This window comes from Chitinophaga sp. SVR4-12A, assembly GCF_056754765.1.
The window spans coordinates 6,153,229-6,172,972 of sequence record NZ_JBPGWP010000001.1; the positions used below are offsets into that span (position 1 = coordinate 6,153,229).

Here is a 19,744-nt window from a genome sequence, read left to right on the forward strand (position 1 = left end):
TATTCATGGTAAACGGCGCTGCTATTGCAGCAGCACCGTTTGTTCCTTACCGTTATATTGCACCGTTTGATCTGGCTGTTGATTAAAATCCAGTCCCTTGGCTTTATCCTTGCTTACTTTTATAATGTTGAATGTTCTCTGCTGCAGCATACCGGGGAACTTGCCTTCGGTGGCGCCGATGCTGAGCGTTTGTTTCGCTTCGTTCCAGGAGAGCGCGATCCTGCTGAACTGCCCTTTCTCGTAGTTATAATTCAACCCTTCATCTTCATAGAGCGTGAACTGCGCGTCTTTGCCTGTATATACATAGAGTGTGATGGTATCTGCTGCTTTTTCACCGGTATATTGCAGTGCAGGGCCAAAAGGCAGGATGCTGCCTTCCTTCACGTAAAGGGGCATACGCTCTAAGGGCGCAGCTGCTGTAATATGCTGGCCGCCTGCTGTGTACTGCCCGTTGTAGAGGTCATACCAGCCGGTGTTGGTGGGGAGGTACAGTTCCCTGCTGCGGGCCTGGTAATTATATACCGGGTTTACCAGCAGCGCAGGCCCGAACATGAACTGGTCTTTGATATTGCGTACGGCAGTATCTGCGCCGAAATCCATGATCAGGCCGCGCATGATCGTGTAGTCATGGTGGTAGGTTGCACCTGCCAGTGAATAGATATAGGGCATAAGACGGTAGCGAAGCTGGTTGTAATACAGCATAGACTGGTATTCTGTGCTGTTCTCCGGCGCGATGTTAAACACTTCGCGGTAGGGGAACTGACCATGGCTGCGGAACAGCGGGCAGAAAGCGCCGTACTGGAACCAGCGGGTGTTCAGTTCTCTCCACTCCTGCAGGGCAGCGCCCTGTGGAGCGGGTTGATCGTATTTATCTTCTACATAGAAGCCGCCGATGTCGGTGGTCCAGTAGGGCAGGCCGGAGAGGGAAAAGTTGATACCGGCGGGAATCTGGCGGGCCAGCTCGTCGAAGCGGGAAGCAATATCGCCGCTCCAGGTAGCAGCCGCATAACGCTGGATACCAGCGTAAGCGGAACGGGTGAGGATGAACACACGCTGATCCGGTTTGGACTTCCTTTGTCCTTCATAGATGCCGCTGGCATTCATCAGCGCATAGCCATTGAAATATTGTGTGGCAGGTCCCAGGGCGGTAGGATTCATCAGCTCCTTACGGTGTTCGATGGTGGCGTTAGAGAGCACATCCGGCTCGGTGGCATCTAACCACCAGGCATCTACGCCCTGGCTGAACAGGTGTTTATCTAAAAGGTTCCAGAACAGCTTACGGGCATCTGCATTATAGGCGTCGTAGAAAGTGGATACGTAGCCTTTGCCGATCCAGTCGCGCTGACGGTCTTTGATATTCTGTTTGTACAGCCATCCCTTTTCATCAAAGAGACGGTAGTTGTCAATGCCCTCATAGAACTTGGGCCATACGGAGATCATGAAATGAGCATTGTACTGCTTGTGCAGCTTGCTGATCATCCCGGAGGGATCAGGGAAACGGGTGGAGTCAAAGTCCTGGCTGCCCCAGGCGTCTTCTTTCCAGTAAGACCAGTCCAGCACGATATTATCCAGGGGGATCTTCCGCTTCCGGAACTCGTCTACTGTCTGCTCAATTTCCTGTTGTGTTTTATATCGCTCGCGGCTTTGCCAGAAACCGAGCGCCCAACGTGGGAGCATGGTAGCGCGGCCCGTGATGTTGCGGTAGCCGCTGATCACTTCATCCGTATTCTTGCCGTATACAAAGTAGTAGTCGATCTTTTCACCTGCTTCGGAAGTAAGGGCCCATTTGTTCTGCAGTGCTTCCGGTGTAGGACTTAACCATTTCAGCGATACAAAGGCCTGGGTAGACTCCGGGATCCACTGTACTTTCAGGGCATGCTGCTTTCCTTTGTACAGCTGATGCCGGAACACACTCGGACCAGGGTTCCATCCTTCCCGCCATTTATCCAGCACCAGGGTGCTGTCTATCCAAACTTTAACATAGCCGGAGGTGGTCATAAAGAATTTATGGATACCATCTGCCGAAGGCGTAATAAAACCTTCCCAGGTCACCTGGCCTTTGTCCATCGGGAAGGCGGCCGGGATCTTTTTCAGATCAGGCAGGAAGCTGTAATCAATCTTGTTCTCGTCCTGCTCCAGGAATACTTTCTCCGGTTGCTGACGGGAAGCATAGGTGGCGGTCAGTCCGCCGGCTTTATGTGCTTTATTATATAAGGTGAGGCTGCCCAGTTGCTCGTACGGGCGCTCGTCGCCGAAGCGGGTAATGGAATAGTTGTCCCATAAGATGCCATAGTTACGGCTGGAAACCAGGAAGGGCACCACGGCTACGGAATTATATTGGGTAAGGTCTATATCCTGGCCTTTATAGTTCATTAAGCCGGTCTGGTGTTGGCCCAGGCCGTAGAAAGCTTCGTCTGCAGGTGATTCAAATACCTGGTGAAGGCGGTAGAGTGATTTACCGTCGATAGTAAGGGGGGTGAATGTTTTGCTGTCTGCCGCTTCCTGCAGTATGGGCTTACCTGCTGCATCGGTAAAGCTAATGCGGCCGGTGCTGAGCAGTACGCGTGCCGTAACGGCAGCTGTCTTTAACAGTACGGTGTCTCCTTTCTCTTCGGAGGTCCATTGTACGGCGGGATGATCGCCGGCGGCAGCCATCAGGCTGGGAGTGGAAGAGATCTCGTTCCCCGGACCGGCTGACACGTGGATTACCTTGTCGGTTACTACCTGGAGCTTGAGCTGCCGGGCGCCGTTTTCAGCGGGCTGTTTTAATTTAATAAGCAAACCGTCATTCAGCCTGTCGACATTACCGGTGTTACAGCTCAGGACGAATAGTGTGAGCAGCATAACCGGAATTGTCCTCTTTTTGATCATATACATGGATTTAAATACGCGATGGAACATTGTTTTTCGTGTCCGTGGAACAGTTATCCCAGGTTTGGTTGAATTAGTTTTAGTTTAAACGTGTGGAGACAAATCTAACAGGAGGGATCGAATGGCAGGGTACGGTATTGTTTATGATTAGGGGTGGGAATGTTAACCGGAGGGGGTAAAATGATGTGGAAAAGGGTAGGGAATGTTAAGGGAGAGAGGCAGATAGGATTGAAAATCAGTGATTTCTGTTGTTGCGAGGGAGCATCCTTGGTGTGGGCCCATTCCGTCATTGCGCATTCTTAGTGTGGGTCCATTCGCGTCATTGCGAAGGGAGCATCCTTTGGTGTGGGTCAATTCCCGTCATTGCGTGAGTGCGAAAGCCACGAAGTAAGGGTCTTCCTCGCCGTCATTGCGAGGAGCCGCGAAGGTGGGAGCGCAGGGCGACGAAGCAATCTTTTAAGGCAATCTTATGTGTAAAAGATTGCTTCGTCGCAGCCAACCCGCCATGCCCTGGGCTCCTCGCAATGACGGCGATACCGGGAAAAATTATTCTTCTTCTGCTTCGCGGGTGATGAGCACTTTATCAATCCTTCTATCGTCCATATCCACGATCTCGAAGGTGAAATCATGCCATTTCAGTTTTTCGCCTGCCTGGGGGATGTGGTGCAGGTGTTCCAGCAGGAAGCCTGCCAGGGTGTTAAAGTTCCCTGCGTCATCTTCCTGTTCGGGCAGTTCGAAGTAGTTCAGGAACTCAAAATAAGGGTATTGGCCATCAGCCAGCCAGGAGTACTCGTCGCGTTTTATGATCTGGTATTCATCCTGGTTGTATTCTGTGGTATCGCCTACCAGCGCATCCACCACATCGTCCATAGCGATCATGCCCTGTATGGAGCCGTATTCATCTACCACGATGGCATAATGGAGCCGGTTGCCCTTGAAATGTTCCAGCGCGCGGTAAGCCGGCGTGCTTTCATGAAGAATGAGGGGCTTGCGGATATAGTGTTCCAGCTTAAAGTCGTTGTTGTTCAGGTTCTCGGGGAAGAGGTCTTTTACGGAGATCACGCCCAGCAGGTCGTCCAGGTTGCCATTAGCCACCGGGTATACCGAGTGCAGCTCTTTGGCTGCTTTTTGTTTGATGGTTTGCAGGCTGTCTTTGATGTCGAACCATACCAGGCCGGTGCGGTGGGTCATCAGCTCGCCTACTTTGCGGTCGCCGAGGGCGAAGACCCGCTCTACGATGTCTTGTTCTATCTCCTGTATGGCGCCGCTTTCAGCGCTTTCCTGTATGATGATGCGCAGTTCTTCTTCTGAGTGGATCTCACCGGTGCTGTGGATCGGGCGGATGCCCAGCATTCGCAGGATGCTGTTGGCGAAACCGTTGAGCAGCCATATGAAGGGCTTGAAAACATAGTAGAAGATGCGCAAAGGCAGGGCTACGGTGAAAGTAGTGCTGGAAGGGAAGCGGATGGCCAGCGATTTGGGCGCCAGTTCACCGAAAACGATATGCAGGATGGTGATCACAATAAAGGCGGCGGGCAGGGCCAGGTTGTGAGCGGCTTTTTCTGTGAGCGGCAGGTTAAACGCGTTAAAAAGCTTCAGCATCATAGTAGTTACAACGTCTTCTCCTATCCAGCCGAGGCCCAGACTGGCCAGTGTAATACCCAGCTGGGTAGCGGCCAGGTAAGCATCAAGATTGTTAACGATCTGTTTGGCGAGTTTTGACAGCCTTTTGCTGACTCCCTCTTTTATATCAATCTGGGACGATCGGACTTTTACAATGGCAAACTCGGCAGCCACGAAGAAGCCATTCAGCAAGACGAGTAATAATGTTAGAAATATATCGAGGACCATGCAGGCAAATATAATTAAATAAGTATTCCCGTCATTGCGAGGAGCAGTAGAGAAAAAGTACGTGGGGCGACGAAGCAATCTCGCAAACGGCAAATGTTAAGTGATTGATTAGTAGTTTTTACGTTTATCGTTTGTGAGATTGCTTCGGCCTCGCTGCCCGCAAACGCCTGTGCACACGGCCTCGCAATGACGGGAATGGAGACCATGGCTTGCTCAATTGTCTGTATCGTGTTGTTGCCTGCCATACGCCGATGGCAGTACATTATACTCCATCTTGAAATATTTGGAGAAATATTTAGGATTGTTAAAGCCCACCTCATAAGCTACTTCTGCTACGGTGAGCTGGCTTTTCTCCAGCAGATGGGCTGCCCGTTTAAGGCGGATGGAGCGAATAAATTCTATGGGCGTTTTACCGGTGAGTGTGGATATCTTTTTATAAGCGGATACCCGGCTCATATGTAAAGCGCGGCTGAGCTCTTCCACGGAGAAATCAGGATCAGCAATGTGCTGCTCCACTACCTGCAAGGCCTGTTGTATGAATTGTTCATCGGCAGAAGACACCGCTATTTCGCTGGGATTGGCTTCAATATGCTTACGGAAGGACTTTTTCAGCTGGTCCTGCTGGGAGATAAGGTTCCGGATGCGGGACAGCAGCACTTCGAAGTTAAAAGGCTTGGTGATGAAATCAGTAGCGCCACGGTCCAGTGCTTCCAACTGATCAGCTTCTGTGGTACGGGCGGTAAGCAGGATAATTGGAATGTGCGCCGTAGGTTGATGGGCCCTGATACGGCGGCATAGTTCCAGTCCATCTACCACTGGCATGCTCACATCGCTGACCACCAGGTCTGGAGCTTGCTGCTGCAGGATATTCCAGGCGCTTTGCCCGTTCTCTGCAGTAATGATATGATAGTAGAGGCTGAGGTTATCTTTCAGGTAGAAGCGGAAATCTTCATTGTCCTCTACCAGCAGGACAACCGGCTTTTTACCATTGTAGCGTATATCCGTCTGTTTTATACCGGTAGCTTGCGGCGTATTGATGGCGGTATGGGTTGGAGTATCGGCGGGCAGCATGACACCGGTCATCTTCAAGGGCAGGAGGATGGTGAAGCAGCTACCCATCTCAGGAGCGCTGTCTACCGTGATCACACCACCATGGAGCTTTACGAACTCTTTGGTAATGCTTAGCCCGATGCCGCTGCCCTGGTTCAGCAGGGAGCCTTGTCCCTCGTGCTGGAAGAAGCGGTCAAAGATGCGGTCTTGTTGTTCCAGCGGGATGCCGATGCCCGTATCTTTTACCATGATGGCCAGCGTATTGCCTTCCTGCAGCTGCAACTCTACGGAGATGCTGCCATGCTCCGGTGTGAATTTGAAGGCGTTGCCCAGCAGGTTGAAGATGATCTTCTCGATCTTGTCTGCATCATAATGCATCTGCAGGTGGGCGATGTTTGTGCGGAAGTCCAGCCGTACCTGCTTCTTTTCAGAAAGGTCTGAGAAGGAGGCGGTCAGCTCCTTAATATATTGTATAATGTCTCCTTCGGTGGTATGCAGCTTTATTTCCTGCACTTCCATTTTCCGGAAGTCGAGCAGCTGGTTTACGAGGTTGAGCAGGCGTTTTGCATTGCGCTGCACCAGTTCCAGCTGGCTTTTTATATTGACTTCGCCCGTGCTTTTGATGATCTTCTCCAGCGGGGTGATGATCAGGCTGAGCGGTGTTCTGAATTCATGAGAGATGTTGGTAAAGAAGCGGATCTTGAGGGCGTCCAGCTCATGCATTCGCTGCGCTTCTGTTCTTTCCTGTTCTATACGGAAGCGAAGCCGCTCTCTTTCCCGTATCACGCGTCTCCAGAGGAGCAGGGCGCCTATGATCAGCAATGCGTAAAGTGCAAAGGCGAGGGGTGTTCTCCAGAATGGCGGCAGTATACGGATGTGCAGCTCCAGTGGCTGCTGTGTCCATACGCCATCGTTGTTGGAAGCTTTTACGCGGAAGATGTATTTGCCCGGGTTCAGGTTGGTGTAGGTGGCGGTACGTTGTCCGGCGCCTGTGGTGAGCCATCCTTCATTAAAGCCTTCCAGCTTGTAGGCATAGCCGCTTTTTTCCGGGTGGAAATAGCTGAGGGCTGCGAAGGTGATGGAGAAGACGTTCTCTTTATATTTTAAGGTGATCTCTTTGGTGGTGCTGATATCCTGCTGCAGCAGCGTGCGGCCGTTGATCGTTTCGCCGGCCTTCATGCTTTTGTTGAAGATCTGGAAATCGGTGAACACCAGTGGAGGCACGTTTTTATTTTGTGCGATGGTATGCGGGTAAAAAAGGTTGAAGCCGTTGCCGCCGCCAAAGATGAGCTCTCCCTGCCGGGTGCGGAGGGCGGCGTTCTCATTGAAGGCAGCGCCCTGCAGGCCGTCTGATGCATCGTAGTTGCGGAAGCTGAACGTATATTCCTGGCTGTTAGCCGGCTTTGCTATGCTGAGATTGGAAAGGCCATTGGTGGTGCTCATCCACAATGTATGGGCCTGATCTTCCAGGATGTTCAGTACGGTATTATCGGGCAGGCCTTGTTCTTTACGGAAGATGCGGAACTGCTGCTTTTGCGGATCAAAAAGATTAAGGCCTTCGCGGGTGCCGATCCAGATCCAGCCGCGGCTGTCTTCAAACAGGCACATCACGTTGTTATTGCTCAGGCTTGCGGGCTGGCGGGGATCATTGGCATAGAAGGTAAAGCGGCCTGTTTGCGGATGCCTTACATCCACACCATTATCGGTACCGATCCATAGGTTGCCTTGTTTATCTTCCAGCAGGGCGGCGATATAGTTAGAATGGATGGAATTGGCTTGTTCGCGGCGGAAAGCGCGGAAGCTTTGGGTAGCGCGATCGTAGAGATCCAGTCCGGCGCCGAGCGTACCTACCCATAGCTGTTGGCGGCTGTCCTCAAATATTTCCCAGATGCTGTTATTGCTGATGGAGCCGGGTTTATCTGGATCGTGTGTATAATGTATAAAGCGGCCTCCTTCAAAACGGTCTAGTCCGCCGAAGTAAGTGCCCACCCACAGCTGCTGCCGGTGATCGATGAAGAGGCTGACCACTACATCGCTGGCGAGGCTGTTGGGATTACGGGGATCGTGCCGGTATTGGGTGAAGGTATGATCGTTGCGATTGAAATAAATGAGCCCGCCACCGTTGGTACCGATCCAAAGGTTGCCGGCGGCATCTTCCACAAAGCGGTTCACATCGTCGTAGGGGAGGCTGCCGGGCGTAAAGGCCTGGTGCTGGTACAACGGGAATTTTACGATGTTCTCGTGGTAATAGCTGACGCCTTTTTTATAAGTGCCTACCCAGATGATGCCGGTATTGTCTTTATATAAGGAGGTGATACTGTTCTGGCTCAGGCTTTTGGGGTTTTCCGGCATGTTGGTAATATAGTATATGCGCTGCCGTTGTTTGTCGATGATGTTCACGCCGCCGTGATCGGTTCCTACCCATATCAGTCCCTGGTTATCCTGTACCACGCCCCGTACGATGTTATTATTCAGCTTTACCGGACTGCTGTTCTGATCATAATGTACAAAGGCTTTGGTGGCGGGATTGAAGTACCAGATGCCCTGGGCTTCTTTGGTGCTGTAGATCCAGAGGCCGCCATCGCGGTCGGCTGTGAAGGCGTATCCAGGCTGGCTGCCTTTATTTTGCTGATAGAGATAATCATTGCGGTCTGTTATCCGGCGGGTATGGGCGTCCATTTTTTCCAGTACGCCGTTATTGTGCAGGATCCAGTTAATGTTGTTGCTGCCGGGGGTGAAGGCGGCAATGTCATTACCCGCGTCTTCCACGTGCGTGGCAGGGCGTGTGCCTGGCGTGTAACAATATAGCCCCGTGGTGGGGTGAATGAGCCATAATTGTCCCTGGTCATCCTTCACAATATCTGTTACCGCGTTACCCGGGATACCGAGTTGTTGCAACAAAGGTTGAGGATCGCGACGGAAGCTGTTGGTGGCAGGGTCGAAGATATGCTGGCCGTCCCGGGCATAGATCCAGAGGAGCTTATCCGGTCCTTCGGTGATGCGTTCGATGTAATTATCGGGTAGGGAGGTGGAGTCATGCAGGTCGTTCCGGAAAACGCGGAAGGAGTAGCCGTCATAGCGGTTCAGGCCCGACATGGTGCCGAACCAGATAAATCCTTTGTTGTCCTTATATATACAGTTGATCTGGCTGTTAGACAGTCCCTGGTCTACATCGATGCGGGTAAACTGGTATTGCGGCGTTTGCGCGGTAATGCGCAAGGCAGTCAACAGGCATAACAGGAAAAATATAACGGCTTTTAGTTTCATCCGTTCCCTATCTCTTTTACATCCACAGATTGTACGGCCGTAAATTAAACTAAAAAGGTCGAAAGAATTCGACCTTTTGTGCTAAATTCCACGTTATGGTACTCAGGTCCATAATATAAGTAAAAATAAGTTGTGCTAAACCGCTGTCCAAATTTTAGCATGGCTTTTTTACGCAAACGATTGCATTAAGGAGAAAATTGGGGAGATAAGGGGCAATTATTCCCTCTGAAATTATGTTTTTAATATTTTAAGCGCTGAAATAACCCCTGAACCAGGCAAAATATCAACCACTCCAGGTACGCAAATTACATTGTTGAAGAAGGTAGGAGCGGTAATCACTTTGATTACAGGTTAGCTGCATGTAGCTTGCAGGTAGCGTTCAGGTAGCTTGCAGGTAAGGACAAGGTTACTGTCCCCCTACGAAAAGGCTATGAGAGCTAAACGGTTAGCAGAGGTGAGGTGGACTTGATCAGGACTTGATGCCGGGAAGAGGCGAAAGGGAAGAAAAACGAAGGTTTGGTGTTTGAAGTCTGAGGTTTGAGGTTCCTTGGAGGTGGAAAGTTGAGCAATAAGTGTTAGCGGGGATGATAAGTGGCTCATTTTTGGGCCGGAAATAGGAGAATTGAGGGGAATGGGGCATAGATTTTCCAGGAGCATGACGCCCGGGGTATAAAAAGAGATAATAAAAAGAACATTGCAATACGGGATCACTCATTCCAGCTGATAGTTGGAAACCGGTTGCGGTACGTCTTCTTTAAAAAAGGCACGGTGTTGTGCAGGTGACGGGTATGGGGGCCGTCTGCCCCGTGCATGTTTTCGGGCAGCTGGTTGCAGCGGCATAGCAGGAGGAACGACAGCGATGATATTAGCTGCTGAATACCTGCGGCCGCCTATCGGGTATAGCTTCCCGTTGCAGGTGCTGCAGGTGCGTGCCTGTATGATCACTATCAGCGTTCCTTTGCCGGGAACAGGAGCATGAAGGTCGGCGCCATTGAAGGGCTCATCCAGCTCAAATACTTTCAGATCGGTATTCACCTCCACTACTCTTTTTTCTGCGAAATTGACCCTCGCGGTGATCAGCGTGATCTCCAGGTGAGTAGCTTTTCCGAGTAGGGGCAGCTCCTGTGCAGGAATATGCACGTGGCCGTCTTCCCTGAGCTGCGGCGGCAGGGTGAGGATCTTTTCCAATCCGGTAACGCGGTTGAACCCGAAGCCCTGAATGCCCTGGAGATTGTTAATCCCCGCCTGGATCAGCGCCCGGTTCAGGCGGTTCACGAAGGTACCGTCGTAGTGTGTGTCCAGGTAAGGACGGACAGCCCTTCTGATAAGTTTTCCTTTGCGGCTGGCCATGCCGAAGCGTTGGGCCGCCCGCCGGGTAGCGGAGGATTGTTGTACTTTTTCCGGCATGGAGCGAACGCACCAGACGCCTTTACGGCGATAGCCGATCACGTTATCGAGCTTGCCGGTGAATTTGAATAAACTACATTGCTTTGCCATGATCTTTTCTTATGAAATTAGCAAGGAAAAATGAGTAAAATGATGATCTGAATCAACGTTTTATTTATTGGGCTACCTTAATTTTGCGTTTCTTAAAATCCATTGTGAATGAACCTGGACAGGTACCCCGTAGTTGCAGATAGCAATCATCTTACGTATAAGTTTTTAAGCGAAGGGCCGAATGGCATCATCAGGAAAATTGTTTTTTATAGGGAGATTGATGTTAATTTTTTTAACCTCGAATTTGGTGATTGGGATGTAGGTAAACAAGAAATTAATGACCAAGCCAGAAGTAATAATAATGACCGTAACAAAGTGATAGCTACTGTTGCATTGACGGTTGTTGATTTCGTTAAGTATTATCCGCAAACCGTGATTGTTGAAAGTCAGAGAGAAATTTTAAATTTGTTTAAATTAAAACGGGACATTATGCCTAAAACAGCGTCCAAAAAGAAGATTACTACCCCTGGTATAACCGTAGTAAAAAACATGAGAGATTATAGTAACGACCCTGTTTTCAAAAGAAAAGCGGAGGAGACTAAAGCATTTATAGAGAAGCACGGCCTTCCCGAATCATTTAAAAAAAGAAGTTAATAGCTATATTACTTTACCTTATTAAGCCTGCATGTTCATACCGAATATGCGGGCTTTCTTTTTATACCATATGAAAATCCCCGCGAATTAGTATTTTGTACGTTTGAATTCCATGTACACAATGCAATTAAGAATAAAAATACTACCCGGCCTGCTGCTGCTTGCAGGCATCGCTACCGCACAACAACACCGGGAACACATCCTGGGACTGTCCTATAACAAACCTGCCAAAGAATGGACAGAAGCCCTGCCAGTTGGAAACGGCCGCCTGGGCGCCATGGTATTTGGCGGGGTGAATGAAGAGCTCCTCCAACTGAATGAAGCCACTTTATGGTCCGGCGGGCCCGTGAACAACCAGGTAAATCCCCATGCTGCCAGCCATTTACCGGCGGTAAGGGAAGCGCTTCGTAAAGGCGACTATAACGCCGCGGCAAAGGAAGTGCAGCAGATGCAGGGGGTGTACAGCCAATCCTATTTACCGCTGGGCGATCTGAAGATCACGCAGGTGCTGCCAAAGGGCGCCGTGCCAAAGAACTATCGCCGGGAACTGGATCTTTCCAGGGCCATCACCAGCACCAGCTTTTCAATTGATCAAACTAAATATTCCCGGGAGGTCTTTGCCTCCGGCCGCGACCAGGTGATCGTTATTAAACTAAGCGCCAGCGGGAAGCAGCTGAATTGCAAGATCAGCGCTGGCAGCCAGCTACGCTACCACCCGGAAGTAACGGGTAAACAGGAGTTCAGCCTGAAAGGGAAAGCCCCTGCACAGGTAGATCCCAGTTATGTGAGCTCCGCTAAGCCGATCATTTATGAAGATGTGAGCGGCTGCAAAGGCATGCGCTTTGAACTGAAGATAAGGGTTAGCAGCACAGATGGTACTGTCAGCACAGACACCAGCGGTATCACCATCAAGGGCGCTTCTGAAGCAGTATTGCTGCTGTCTGCCGCAACCAGCTTTAATGGATTTGATAAATGTCCTGACAGTGAAGGAAAAGATGAACACAAACTTGCTACAGAGTATATAGAAAGCGCCGCGCACCATAGTTTCGGGGAACTGCGCGCCCGCCACCAGGAAGATTATGCCCGGTATTTTAACAGGGTGGAATTAAACCTGGGCGGAGATTCCAAAACAACGCCCGCATATACGGATGAGCGGCTGCGTAAGTATGCTGCAGGTGCAGACGACCAGGAACTGGAGATGATCTATTTCCAGTTTGGCCGTTACCTGCTCATTTCCAGCTCCCGCCTGAAAGGCGTGCCTGCCAACCTGCAGGGCATCTGGAACAAAGAGCTGCGCGCGCCCTGGAGCTCTAACTATACGATCAATATCAATACGCAGATGAACTACTGGGCGGCGGAAGCGGTGAACCTGTCTGAAATGCATGCATCACTGCTGACATTGATACCCGAGGTGGCCAGTACAGGGCGTTACACCGCACAGCATTTTTACGGCACGAGAGGATGGGCCGCGAATCATAATACTGACATCTGGGCTTTGTCTAACCCCGTGGGAGATATGGGCAAAGGCGACCCGCAATGGGCCAACTGGCCGATGGGCGGTAACTGGCTGTGCCAGCACCTGTGGGAACATTACCGCTTTAGCGGAAATAAAACCTTCCTGCGTGATACGGCTTACCCTATTATGAAAGCAGCGGCGCAATTCACACTGGACTGGCTGGTGGAAGACAGCAGCGGCTACCTGGTAACAGCGCCGTCTACCTCACCGGAGAATGTGTTCATTACAGAGAATGGCGCAAAAGGAGACGTGTCTATCGCAACTACCATGGATATGTCTATCATCCGTGATCTGTTCAGCAATTTGATAGATGCATCGGAAGCGCTGCAAACAGATGAAGCTTTCCGCGATACCCTACAGCGTGCAAAAAGCAAACTGTATCCATTGCATGTAGGTAAGAAAGGTAATCTGCAGGAATGGTATAAAGACTGGGAAGATGAAGATCCGCAACATCGTCATATCTCGCATCTCTTTGGATTATTCCCCGGCAGGGAAATATCCCCGCTCATCGATCCGAAATTTGCAGACGCCTGTAAACGTACCCTGGAGATCAGGGGAGATGGTGGTACGGGCTGGAGCAAGGCCTGGAAGATCAATGTATGGGCACGCCTGCTGGATGGCAATCATGCCTATAAGCTCTTAAGGGAACTGATGAAGCTGACCGGTGACGGATCTACCGACTACCATAATGCCGGTGGTACTTATCCTAACCTGTTCTGTGCGCATCCTCCTTTCCAGATAGATGGTAACTTTGGAGGTATTTCCGGGATCACTGAAATGCTGCTGCAAAGTCAGCAGGATGCTATACAACTACTACCTGCCCTGCCAGACAAGTGGAAGCTTGGAACAGTGAGGGGACTGGTAGCCAGAGGTGGTTTTGAAATTGATATGGACTGGACAAAAGATAAACTCAAAGCGGTGATCAAATCCAGGAATGGCGGCGCCTGCCGTGTGCGTACGCTGCAGCCCATGAAAGGTATGGGCGACCTGCAGCTGACCGCCTTGCAAAGCGATGGCCACGGTTACCTGTATACGTTTAATACCAGTCCCGGAAAAACCTATGTATTGATCAAAGAATAGGAGAGACAACGCACTATGCAAAACCAGCTTACTGTACTTGCCTGCATATTATTACTGGCATGCCCTTTTCTGGCGTTTGCCCAAACCACTGCTACTACCGGGAAGATTGACCGGCACGCCCTGGTTACCCGTCATAACGTGATCGTGCAAAGCTTTGATTCACTGTCATCCCTTTCTGTAGGGAACGGTGAATTTGCTTTTACCGTAGATCCTACCGGTCTGCAAACTTTCCCGGAACATTATGAGAAGGGCGTACCCCTGGGCACACAGTCGCAATGGGGCTGGCACAGCTTCCCGAATCCATATAACTATCAACGGGTAGAAGTATGGAAGACCTATAACATGCATGACCGCCAGGTGCCTTACCTGTATGCGCACAATAGTCCGCCGCGCAAGAAAGACGCTTCAGACTGGTTAAGGGCAAACCCTCATCGCCTGCACCTGGGCATTATCGGTTTTAACATACTAAAGAAAGATGGTACGCCTGCGCAGATGAAAGACATCCAGCGCATCCGACAGGAGCTGAACCTGTGGACCGGCGAGATCACCAGTTATTTTGAAGTGGAGAATGTACCGGTGACCGTACGCACAGTATGTCATCCGCAGCTGGATATGGTGGCCGCCACGGTACAGTCCCCGCTGGTGGCGCAGCACAAGCTGAGCATCCATATCCGTTTCCCTTATCCGAAAGGCGATTGGGAAGGTGGTATCGACTTTCAGCAGCCGGACAAGCATAAGACCAATGCACAATACCTGAACGATAAACAGGTGTTGTTTGAACGGGAGCTGGATAACAGCAATTACAATGTAATGCTGCAATGGATCGGTGAAGAGTCCTTATACAGGAAGGCGGCGCATGATTATTACCTGCAGCATCTCAGCGATGAAGATCAGCTTTCTTTCAGCTGTCATTTTTCCAAGGCTGGGCCCAGGCAGCCGGCCGGTGGAGCAGGAGGACCTTCTCCTGTAGATGCGATGAGCAAGCATTTGCGTCCGTTCACGTATAAGCAGATCACCATGATCAACCGTACGTTCTGGCAGGATTTCTGGGAAAGCGGCGGAGCAGTTGATCTCTCGGGCAGCACCGATCCACGCGCCAAAGAACTGGAGCGTCGTATTGTACTGTCGCAATACCTTACCCGTATACAATGCGCAGGCACCACACCACCGCAGGAAACAGGGCTCACCTATAACAGCTGGTATGGTAAATTCCATATGGAAATGCACTGGTGGCATGCTGCGCATTTTGCATTGTGGAACCGCCCCGCGCTGCTGGAAAGAAGCATGCCCTGGTATGCCGCTATCGTGAACAAAGCCCGGGAAACTGCGCAATTCCAGGGCTTTAAAGGGGTGCGCTGGCCCAAGATGACGGACCCTTCGGGCAATGAAAGCCCTTCGCCTGTAGGGCCTTTCCTGATCTGGCAACAGCCGCATTTCATTTACCTGGCAGAGCTGTGCTACCGCGATCATCCTGATAAGCAAACACTGGAACAATATAAAGACCTGGTATTCGCCACAGCTGATTTTATGGCTTCCTATCCCTGGTATGATACTACGAAGCATCAGTATATGCTGGGTCCCGGACTGATACCTGCACAAGAACGTTTCGATCCCGCCACTACCGTCAATCCTTCCTTTGAGCTGGCATACTGGCGATGGGCTTTACGCACGGCCCTGCAATGGCGGCAACGCCTCGGTATGTCGCCAGAGCCGGAGTGGGAGAAGGTACTGGCGCAGTTAGCGCCTTATCCGACAAAAGACGGTCTTTACCTGGCGGCTGAATCCGCACCCGATTCGTATACTAATCCCCGTTATATGACGGATCACCCTACCGTATTGGGCATTAATGGTTTTGTTCCCGGTGATACACTGGTGGATAAAGCTACGCTGCTGCGGACCTTTAACAAGATATGGACCTCCTGGAGCTGGGACGACACCTGGGGATGGGATTATCCGCTGGTGGCCATGACAGCTACCCGGCTGGGCGAACCTACTGCTGCTGTTGATGTTTTAATGAAGCAGGTGCCAAAGAATACTTTCCTGCCTAACGGGCATAATTACCAGCGGGATAATTTGCGGATCTATCTGCCGGGTAATGGCGCGTTGTTGTCTGCGATAGCAATGATGTGCGCAGGCTGGGATGGATATACAGGGCCGGATGCGCCGGGTTTCCCGAAGAACGGGAAATGGCAGGTGAAGTGGGAGGGGTTACAAAGAATGCCGTGATAATTAATAATTAAGAATGAATAATTAATAATCTTAGGACTTGTATCTAGCCCGGTACGCGTGTTGCCGGTATTATTAATTATTCATTCTTAATTATTAATTTATTCTGTTCGTAAGCTTTTTATCGGATTCACCACCGCTGCTTTAATAGCCTGAAAACTCACGGTAAGCAATGCGATCAGCATAGCCAGCACCCCGGCCAGTACAAAGATCCACCAGGAAATTGCTGTGCGGTAAGCAAAGTTCTCCAGCCATTTGTGCATGAAATACCATGTCAGCGGGGCGGATGCAACAATAGAGATAGCCACCAGGATCACAAAATCTTTACTCAGCATGGTGGCGATATTGGCTATGCTGGCGCCCAATACTTTGCGGATTCCTATTTCGCGGGTACGCTGTTTGGCGGTAAAGGCGGCCAATCCAAACAATCCCATACAGGAAATGAAGATGGCAATAGCCATGGCGGTGTTCATCAGCAATGCCGTTTGCCGCTCTTTTACATAGAAGCGGGCGATGGTTTCTTCAAAGAAAGTATAAGTGAACTTTTCAGTGGGATACACCGCTTTCCACTGTTTTTCGATGTTGGCCAGTGCGGCGGTAAAGTGCCCGGCTTCCTTACCGTTGGTATGAAGTTTAACGTTGATGGAAGTGGTCACTCTTTTCGATGTTGAGAAGAATACCGGTTTGATCGGTTCGTGTAATGATTTTGTGTGAAAGTCTGCCACCACGCCTACGATAGGATATGGCTTATGGGCGGAACCTTCGCTCACGCCCCCCTGTACAAATTTACCGATAGCATCCCCGGGATGCCGGAATCCCAGGGCCTTTGCACAGCTGGCATTGACCAGGTATTCATTCATGGTGTCGGAAGGCAGCACATTACGGCCGGCAATGATCTTTAGCTGGTATAAGGGAACAAAGTTCTCATCGATCCATTCCAGTTGGCAGGGTATGGTGATCTCGTTCTTTCCCTGGTATTGCAATGAAGTGGTCCAGTGTTGATTGGCGGCGGGTGTGCCGTTGCTCAGGCTCACCTTGTCGACACCCGGCAGCTGGCGGATGGCCGCAGCCAGCATTTCTTTTTTCTGGTAAGGATATTCGCGGTTGGTGGGGATATTAATGATCGCATCTTTGTTAAAGCCCATATCCTTATGCAGCATGAACCTGATCTGGTTGCCGATCACCAGGGTGCCGGTGATGAATACCAATGAAACAATGAACTGGAACACGATAAGCCCTTTGCGTAAATATCCGCGTTTGTTGCCCGTTTGCATGCTGCTTCCTTTCAGGTTGAGCAGCGGTAAGCCGGCGGATAATACGATGGCCGGATACAGGCCTGCCAGCAAGGTAGTGAATGCCGTAATGCCCAGCAGGAACAGCAGGATGGAAGAACTGAAGATCTGCAGGCTTGCCCCGCCGGGAATGAAAGACTGGAAGAATGCCAGCAGCGGGCGCGCCAGGAATAAAGAAAGCACAATAGCCATCAGCGTTAGTATAAAGGTTTCGCTGAGGAACTGGAAGATAAGATGACGCCTGTTGCTGCCCAGGACTTTACGGATACCGGTTTCCTTGGCCCTTTCAATAGATTGGGCGGTAGACAGGTTGATGAAATTAATGGCTGCAATGATCAAAATAAAAAGCGCAATGCCCATTAAACCGTACAAGGTAGGCAGGTGTGCCTTGCGCGTAAAATTGTCGTCGTAGGTGAGGTTAAAATGCACATCGGACAATGGTTGCAGGTGAAAATCTGCACGGTCGCCTTCGTTTACTGACACATGTTTTTTAATAAATGCAGGGAATTGCGCATTGATCTGTGCAGGATTACCACCCGGAGGCAGTTTGACAAATGTCTGCGAAGCCTTTCTGAAATTACCCCATCCCTCCAGGCTGAAATCATTGCGGAGAAAGCTTTGCCGCACGGTGGCAAACGAGATAAAATCATTGAAAGTAAAATCGGTGTTACGGGGAAGATCTTCTACGATCCCTGAAATGCTGAGGCGCAGGGAGTCTTTATAGATGAGGGCTTTGCCGATGATATCGCTCAGGGGGAGCTTTCCAAAATACTTATGCGCTTTGCTTTCTGTCAGCACCACTTTGAAAGGCTCCGCCAGGGCAGTAGCAGGATTGCCTGCCAGCCACTTGTAGCGGAAGATGTTAAAGTACTGTGGTTCTGCAATGACGATATCCGTTTTTTCCTCTCTTTGCCCGGCGGCATCAAATTTCTTTGCAGGCGCATTGTTTTCCGGCACTATTACGCTGGCATCATAAGTACTGAACATGGCTACGCTCTCAAAACCGGACAGCTCTTCACGGATCGCTGCGGGGGCAGGATCAGGTACGGAACCTACGTATCCGTGTCCATATATCGGAGAGCTCATATCGCAGACTATCCTGTAAATCCTGTCTTTATCGGGGTGGAAGTTTTCATAGCTCAGCTCAAAGCTGGCCGCGAGGTAGATGATCAGGCAGGCGCTGATGCCTAATGCAAGGCCTGCAACATTGATGATGGCGTATACTTTGTTCCTGGCAAGATTGCGCCAGGCGATCTTAAAGTAATTCCTGATCATAGGGGAAGATATTATGCTTATGTTACAAATAAGCATGCCAGTCGCTGAGGAGACTGATAATAAGCATTTCTATATATTATTATATGTTTTTAATTGTCCGTTTTTGGCGGAGTGATCGTCCGCTTCCGGACAGCCTTATGTAGACTGCTGTACAATGAGGTTGGTGGCCAGGATCTTTCTTTCGAAGTCCTTGACAGGCCTTTTGCTTTCGATCAGCTGCAGCAGCAGTTCTGTGGCTACCTGCCCCATTTCAAAGGCGGGTTGCCTTACCACGGTAATGGGAGGGTCCAGCAGTTCGATGATATCGGAATTCGAGAAGCCCACTACGGCAATATCGTCTGGAATGCGGATGCCTTTGCTTTTGAGCACGCGCATACAGCCGGTGGTCAGCTTATCGGAGGAAGTGAAAATAGCATCCGGCCGGGGCCTTGTTTTCATCAGCTGTGTAATGGCCTCTTCTACTTCGGAGAGGATCATGCCGCCATGAAAACAGTATTTGATCATTGGTTTGCGTGCTTTGATATTTTTCTGCGCCAGTGCTTCCACATAACCAGCCACTCTTTCGCGGGTGATGGAAAGGTTCTCTGAATTGGTGATGGTGGCGATGTTTTTATAGCCCTGTTTGATCAAATGCATGGTAGCATCATAGGCGCCGCGGAAATTATCCACCATTACCTTGTGGGTATTAATATCTTCTACAATACGGTCAAAGAATACAATGGGGAAGCCTCTTTCGTGCAGGGCGCGCAGATGCTGGAGGTCTTTAGTGGCGGTAGATACTGATATCAGTAGCCCGTCGATAGAGCGGGAGGCAAGGTATTGCAGGGTCATCACCTCTTTATCATACGATTCATGGCTTTGTGAGATGATCACGTTATAGCCTTTATCGTATGCTACTGATTCAATGCCGTTAATGGCCTGTGAGAAAAAACTGTTGGCAATTTCCGCTACGATCACCCCGATGGAGCGGCTTCTTTTTTCTTTCAGGCTCAGCGCGATCGGGTTGGGATGGTAATTGATACGGGTGGCGTATTCCAGTACCAGTTGCTTGGTTTCCGTACTGATCTCATGGCTGTCGCGCAATGCGCGCGATACCGTGGACGTTGACAAGCCGAGGGCTTTGGCAATATCTTTTATTGTTGCAGCTTCAAATTTCATAACGTGATCTAAAAATAAGGATTTTTAATAGTTTTGTCTAATCGTGTAGCAATTACACTTAATAACA

General features: G+C 50.3%; 9 protein-coding genes. 3 read left to right on the plus strand and 6 right to left on the minus strand.

The features are described 5' to 3' along the window. Positions 1-21 precede the first annotated feature (21 nt). From ACR9Y8_RS24965 to ACR9Y8_RS24980, 4 genes are all read right to left on the minus strand, one after another. Positions 22-2,871: a TIM-barrel domain-containing protein gene (locus ACR9Y8_RS24965; protein WP_481215974.1), complete on the minus strand. Its 2,850-nt coding sequence runs from the start codon at positions 2,869-2,871 to the stop codon at positions 22-24. A 546-nt stretch (positions 2,872-3,417) separates the two neighbouring features. Further along, positions 3,418-4,722 carry a hemolysin family protein gene (locus ACR9Y8_RS24970; protein WP_481215975.1) on the minus strand — a complete coding sequence of 435 codons (1,305 nt, stop codon included), beginning with the start codon at positions 4,720-4,722 and terminating at the stop codon, positions 3,418-3,420. 213 nt (positions 4,723-4,935) lie between these two features. After that, entirely contained in the window at positions 4,936-9,039 is a 4,104-nt protein-coding gene (locus tag ACR9Y8_RS24975) for a hybrid sensor histidine kinase/response regulator transcription factor (protein WP_481215976.1), read from the minus strand. Between the two features lie 711 nt (positions 9,040-9,750). Beyond that, positions 9,751-10,536, minus strand: a complete 786-nt coding sequence (locus ACR9Y8_RS24980) for a hypothetical protein (RefSeq protein WP_481215977.1) — start codon at positions 10,534-10,536, stop codon at positions 9,751-9,753. A gap of 108 nt (positions 10,537-10,644) precedes the next feature. On the opposite strand from ACR9Y8_RS24980, the gene ACR9Y8_RS24985 reads away from it, so the two are divergent. The 3 genes from ACR9Y8_RS24985 (at position 10,645) to ACR9Y8_RS24995 (ending at position 15,952) form a co-directional block, all read left to right on the plus strand. Beyond that, positions 10,645-11,130: a DUF6934 family protein gene (locus tag ACR9Y8_RS24985; protein WP_481215978.1), complete on the plus strand. Its 486-nt coding sequence runs from the start codon at positions 10,645-10,647 to the stop codon at positions 11,128-11,130. A 121-nt stretch (positions 11,131-11,251) separates the two neighbouring features. Further along, complete coding sequence (locus ACR9Y8_RS24990; RefSeq protein ID WP_481215979.1) at positions 11,252-13,726, plus strand: glycoside hydrolase family 95 protein; 2,475 nt, start codon at positions 11,252-11,254, stop codon at positions 13,724-13,726. Positions 13,727-13,741: 15 nt separating this feature from the next. Beyond that, entirely contained in the window at positions 13,742-15,952 is a 2,211-nt protein-coding gene (locus ACR9Y8_RS24995; RefSeq protein WP_481215980.1) for a hypothetical protein, read from the plus strand. A 101-nt stretch (positions 15,953-16,053) separates the two neighbouring features. Here the strand turns inward: ACR9Y8_RS24995 and ACR9Y8_RS25000 are convergent, their stop codons facing one another. Continuing rightward, the gene (locus ACR9Y8_RS25000) at positions 16,054-18,519 is read right to left on the minus strand and encodes an ABC transporter permease (protein ID WP_481215981.1); all 2,466 of its coding nucleotides are present in this window, start codon (positions 18,517-18,519) and stop codon (positions 16,054-16,056) included. 135 nt (positions 18,520-18,654) lie between these two features. Then, positions 18,655-19,677 carry a LacI family DNA-binding transcriptional regulator gene (locus tag ACR9Y8_RS25005; protein ID WP_481215982.1) on the minus strand — a complete coding sequence of 341 codons (1,023 nt, stop codon included), beginning with the start codon at positions 19,675-19,677 and terminating at the stop codon, positions 18,655-18,657. Between the last annotated feature and the right edge of the window lie 67 nt (positions 19,678-19,744).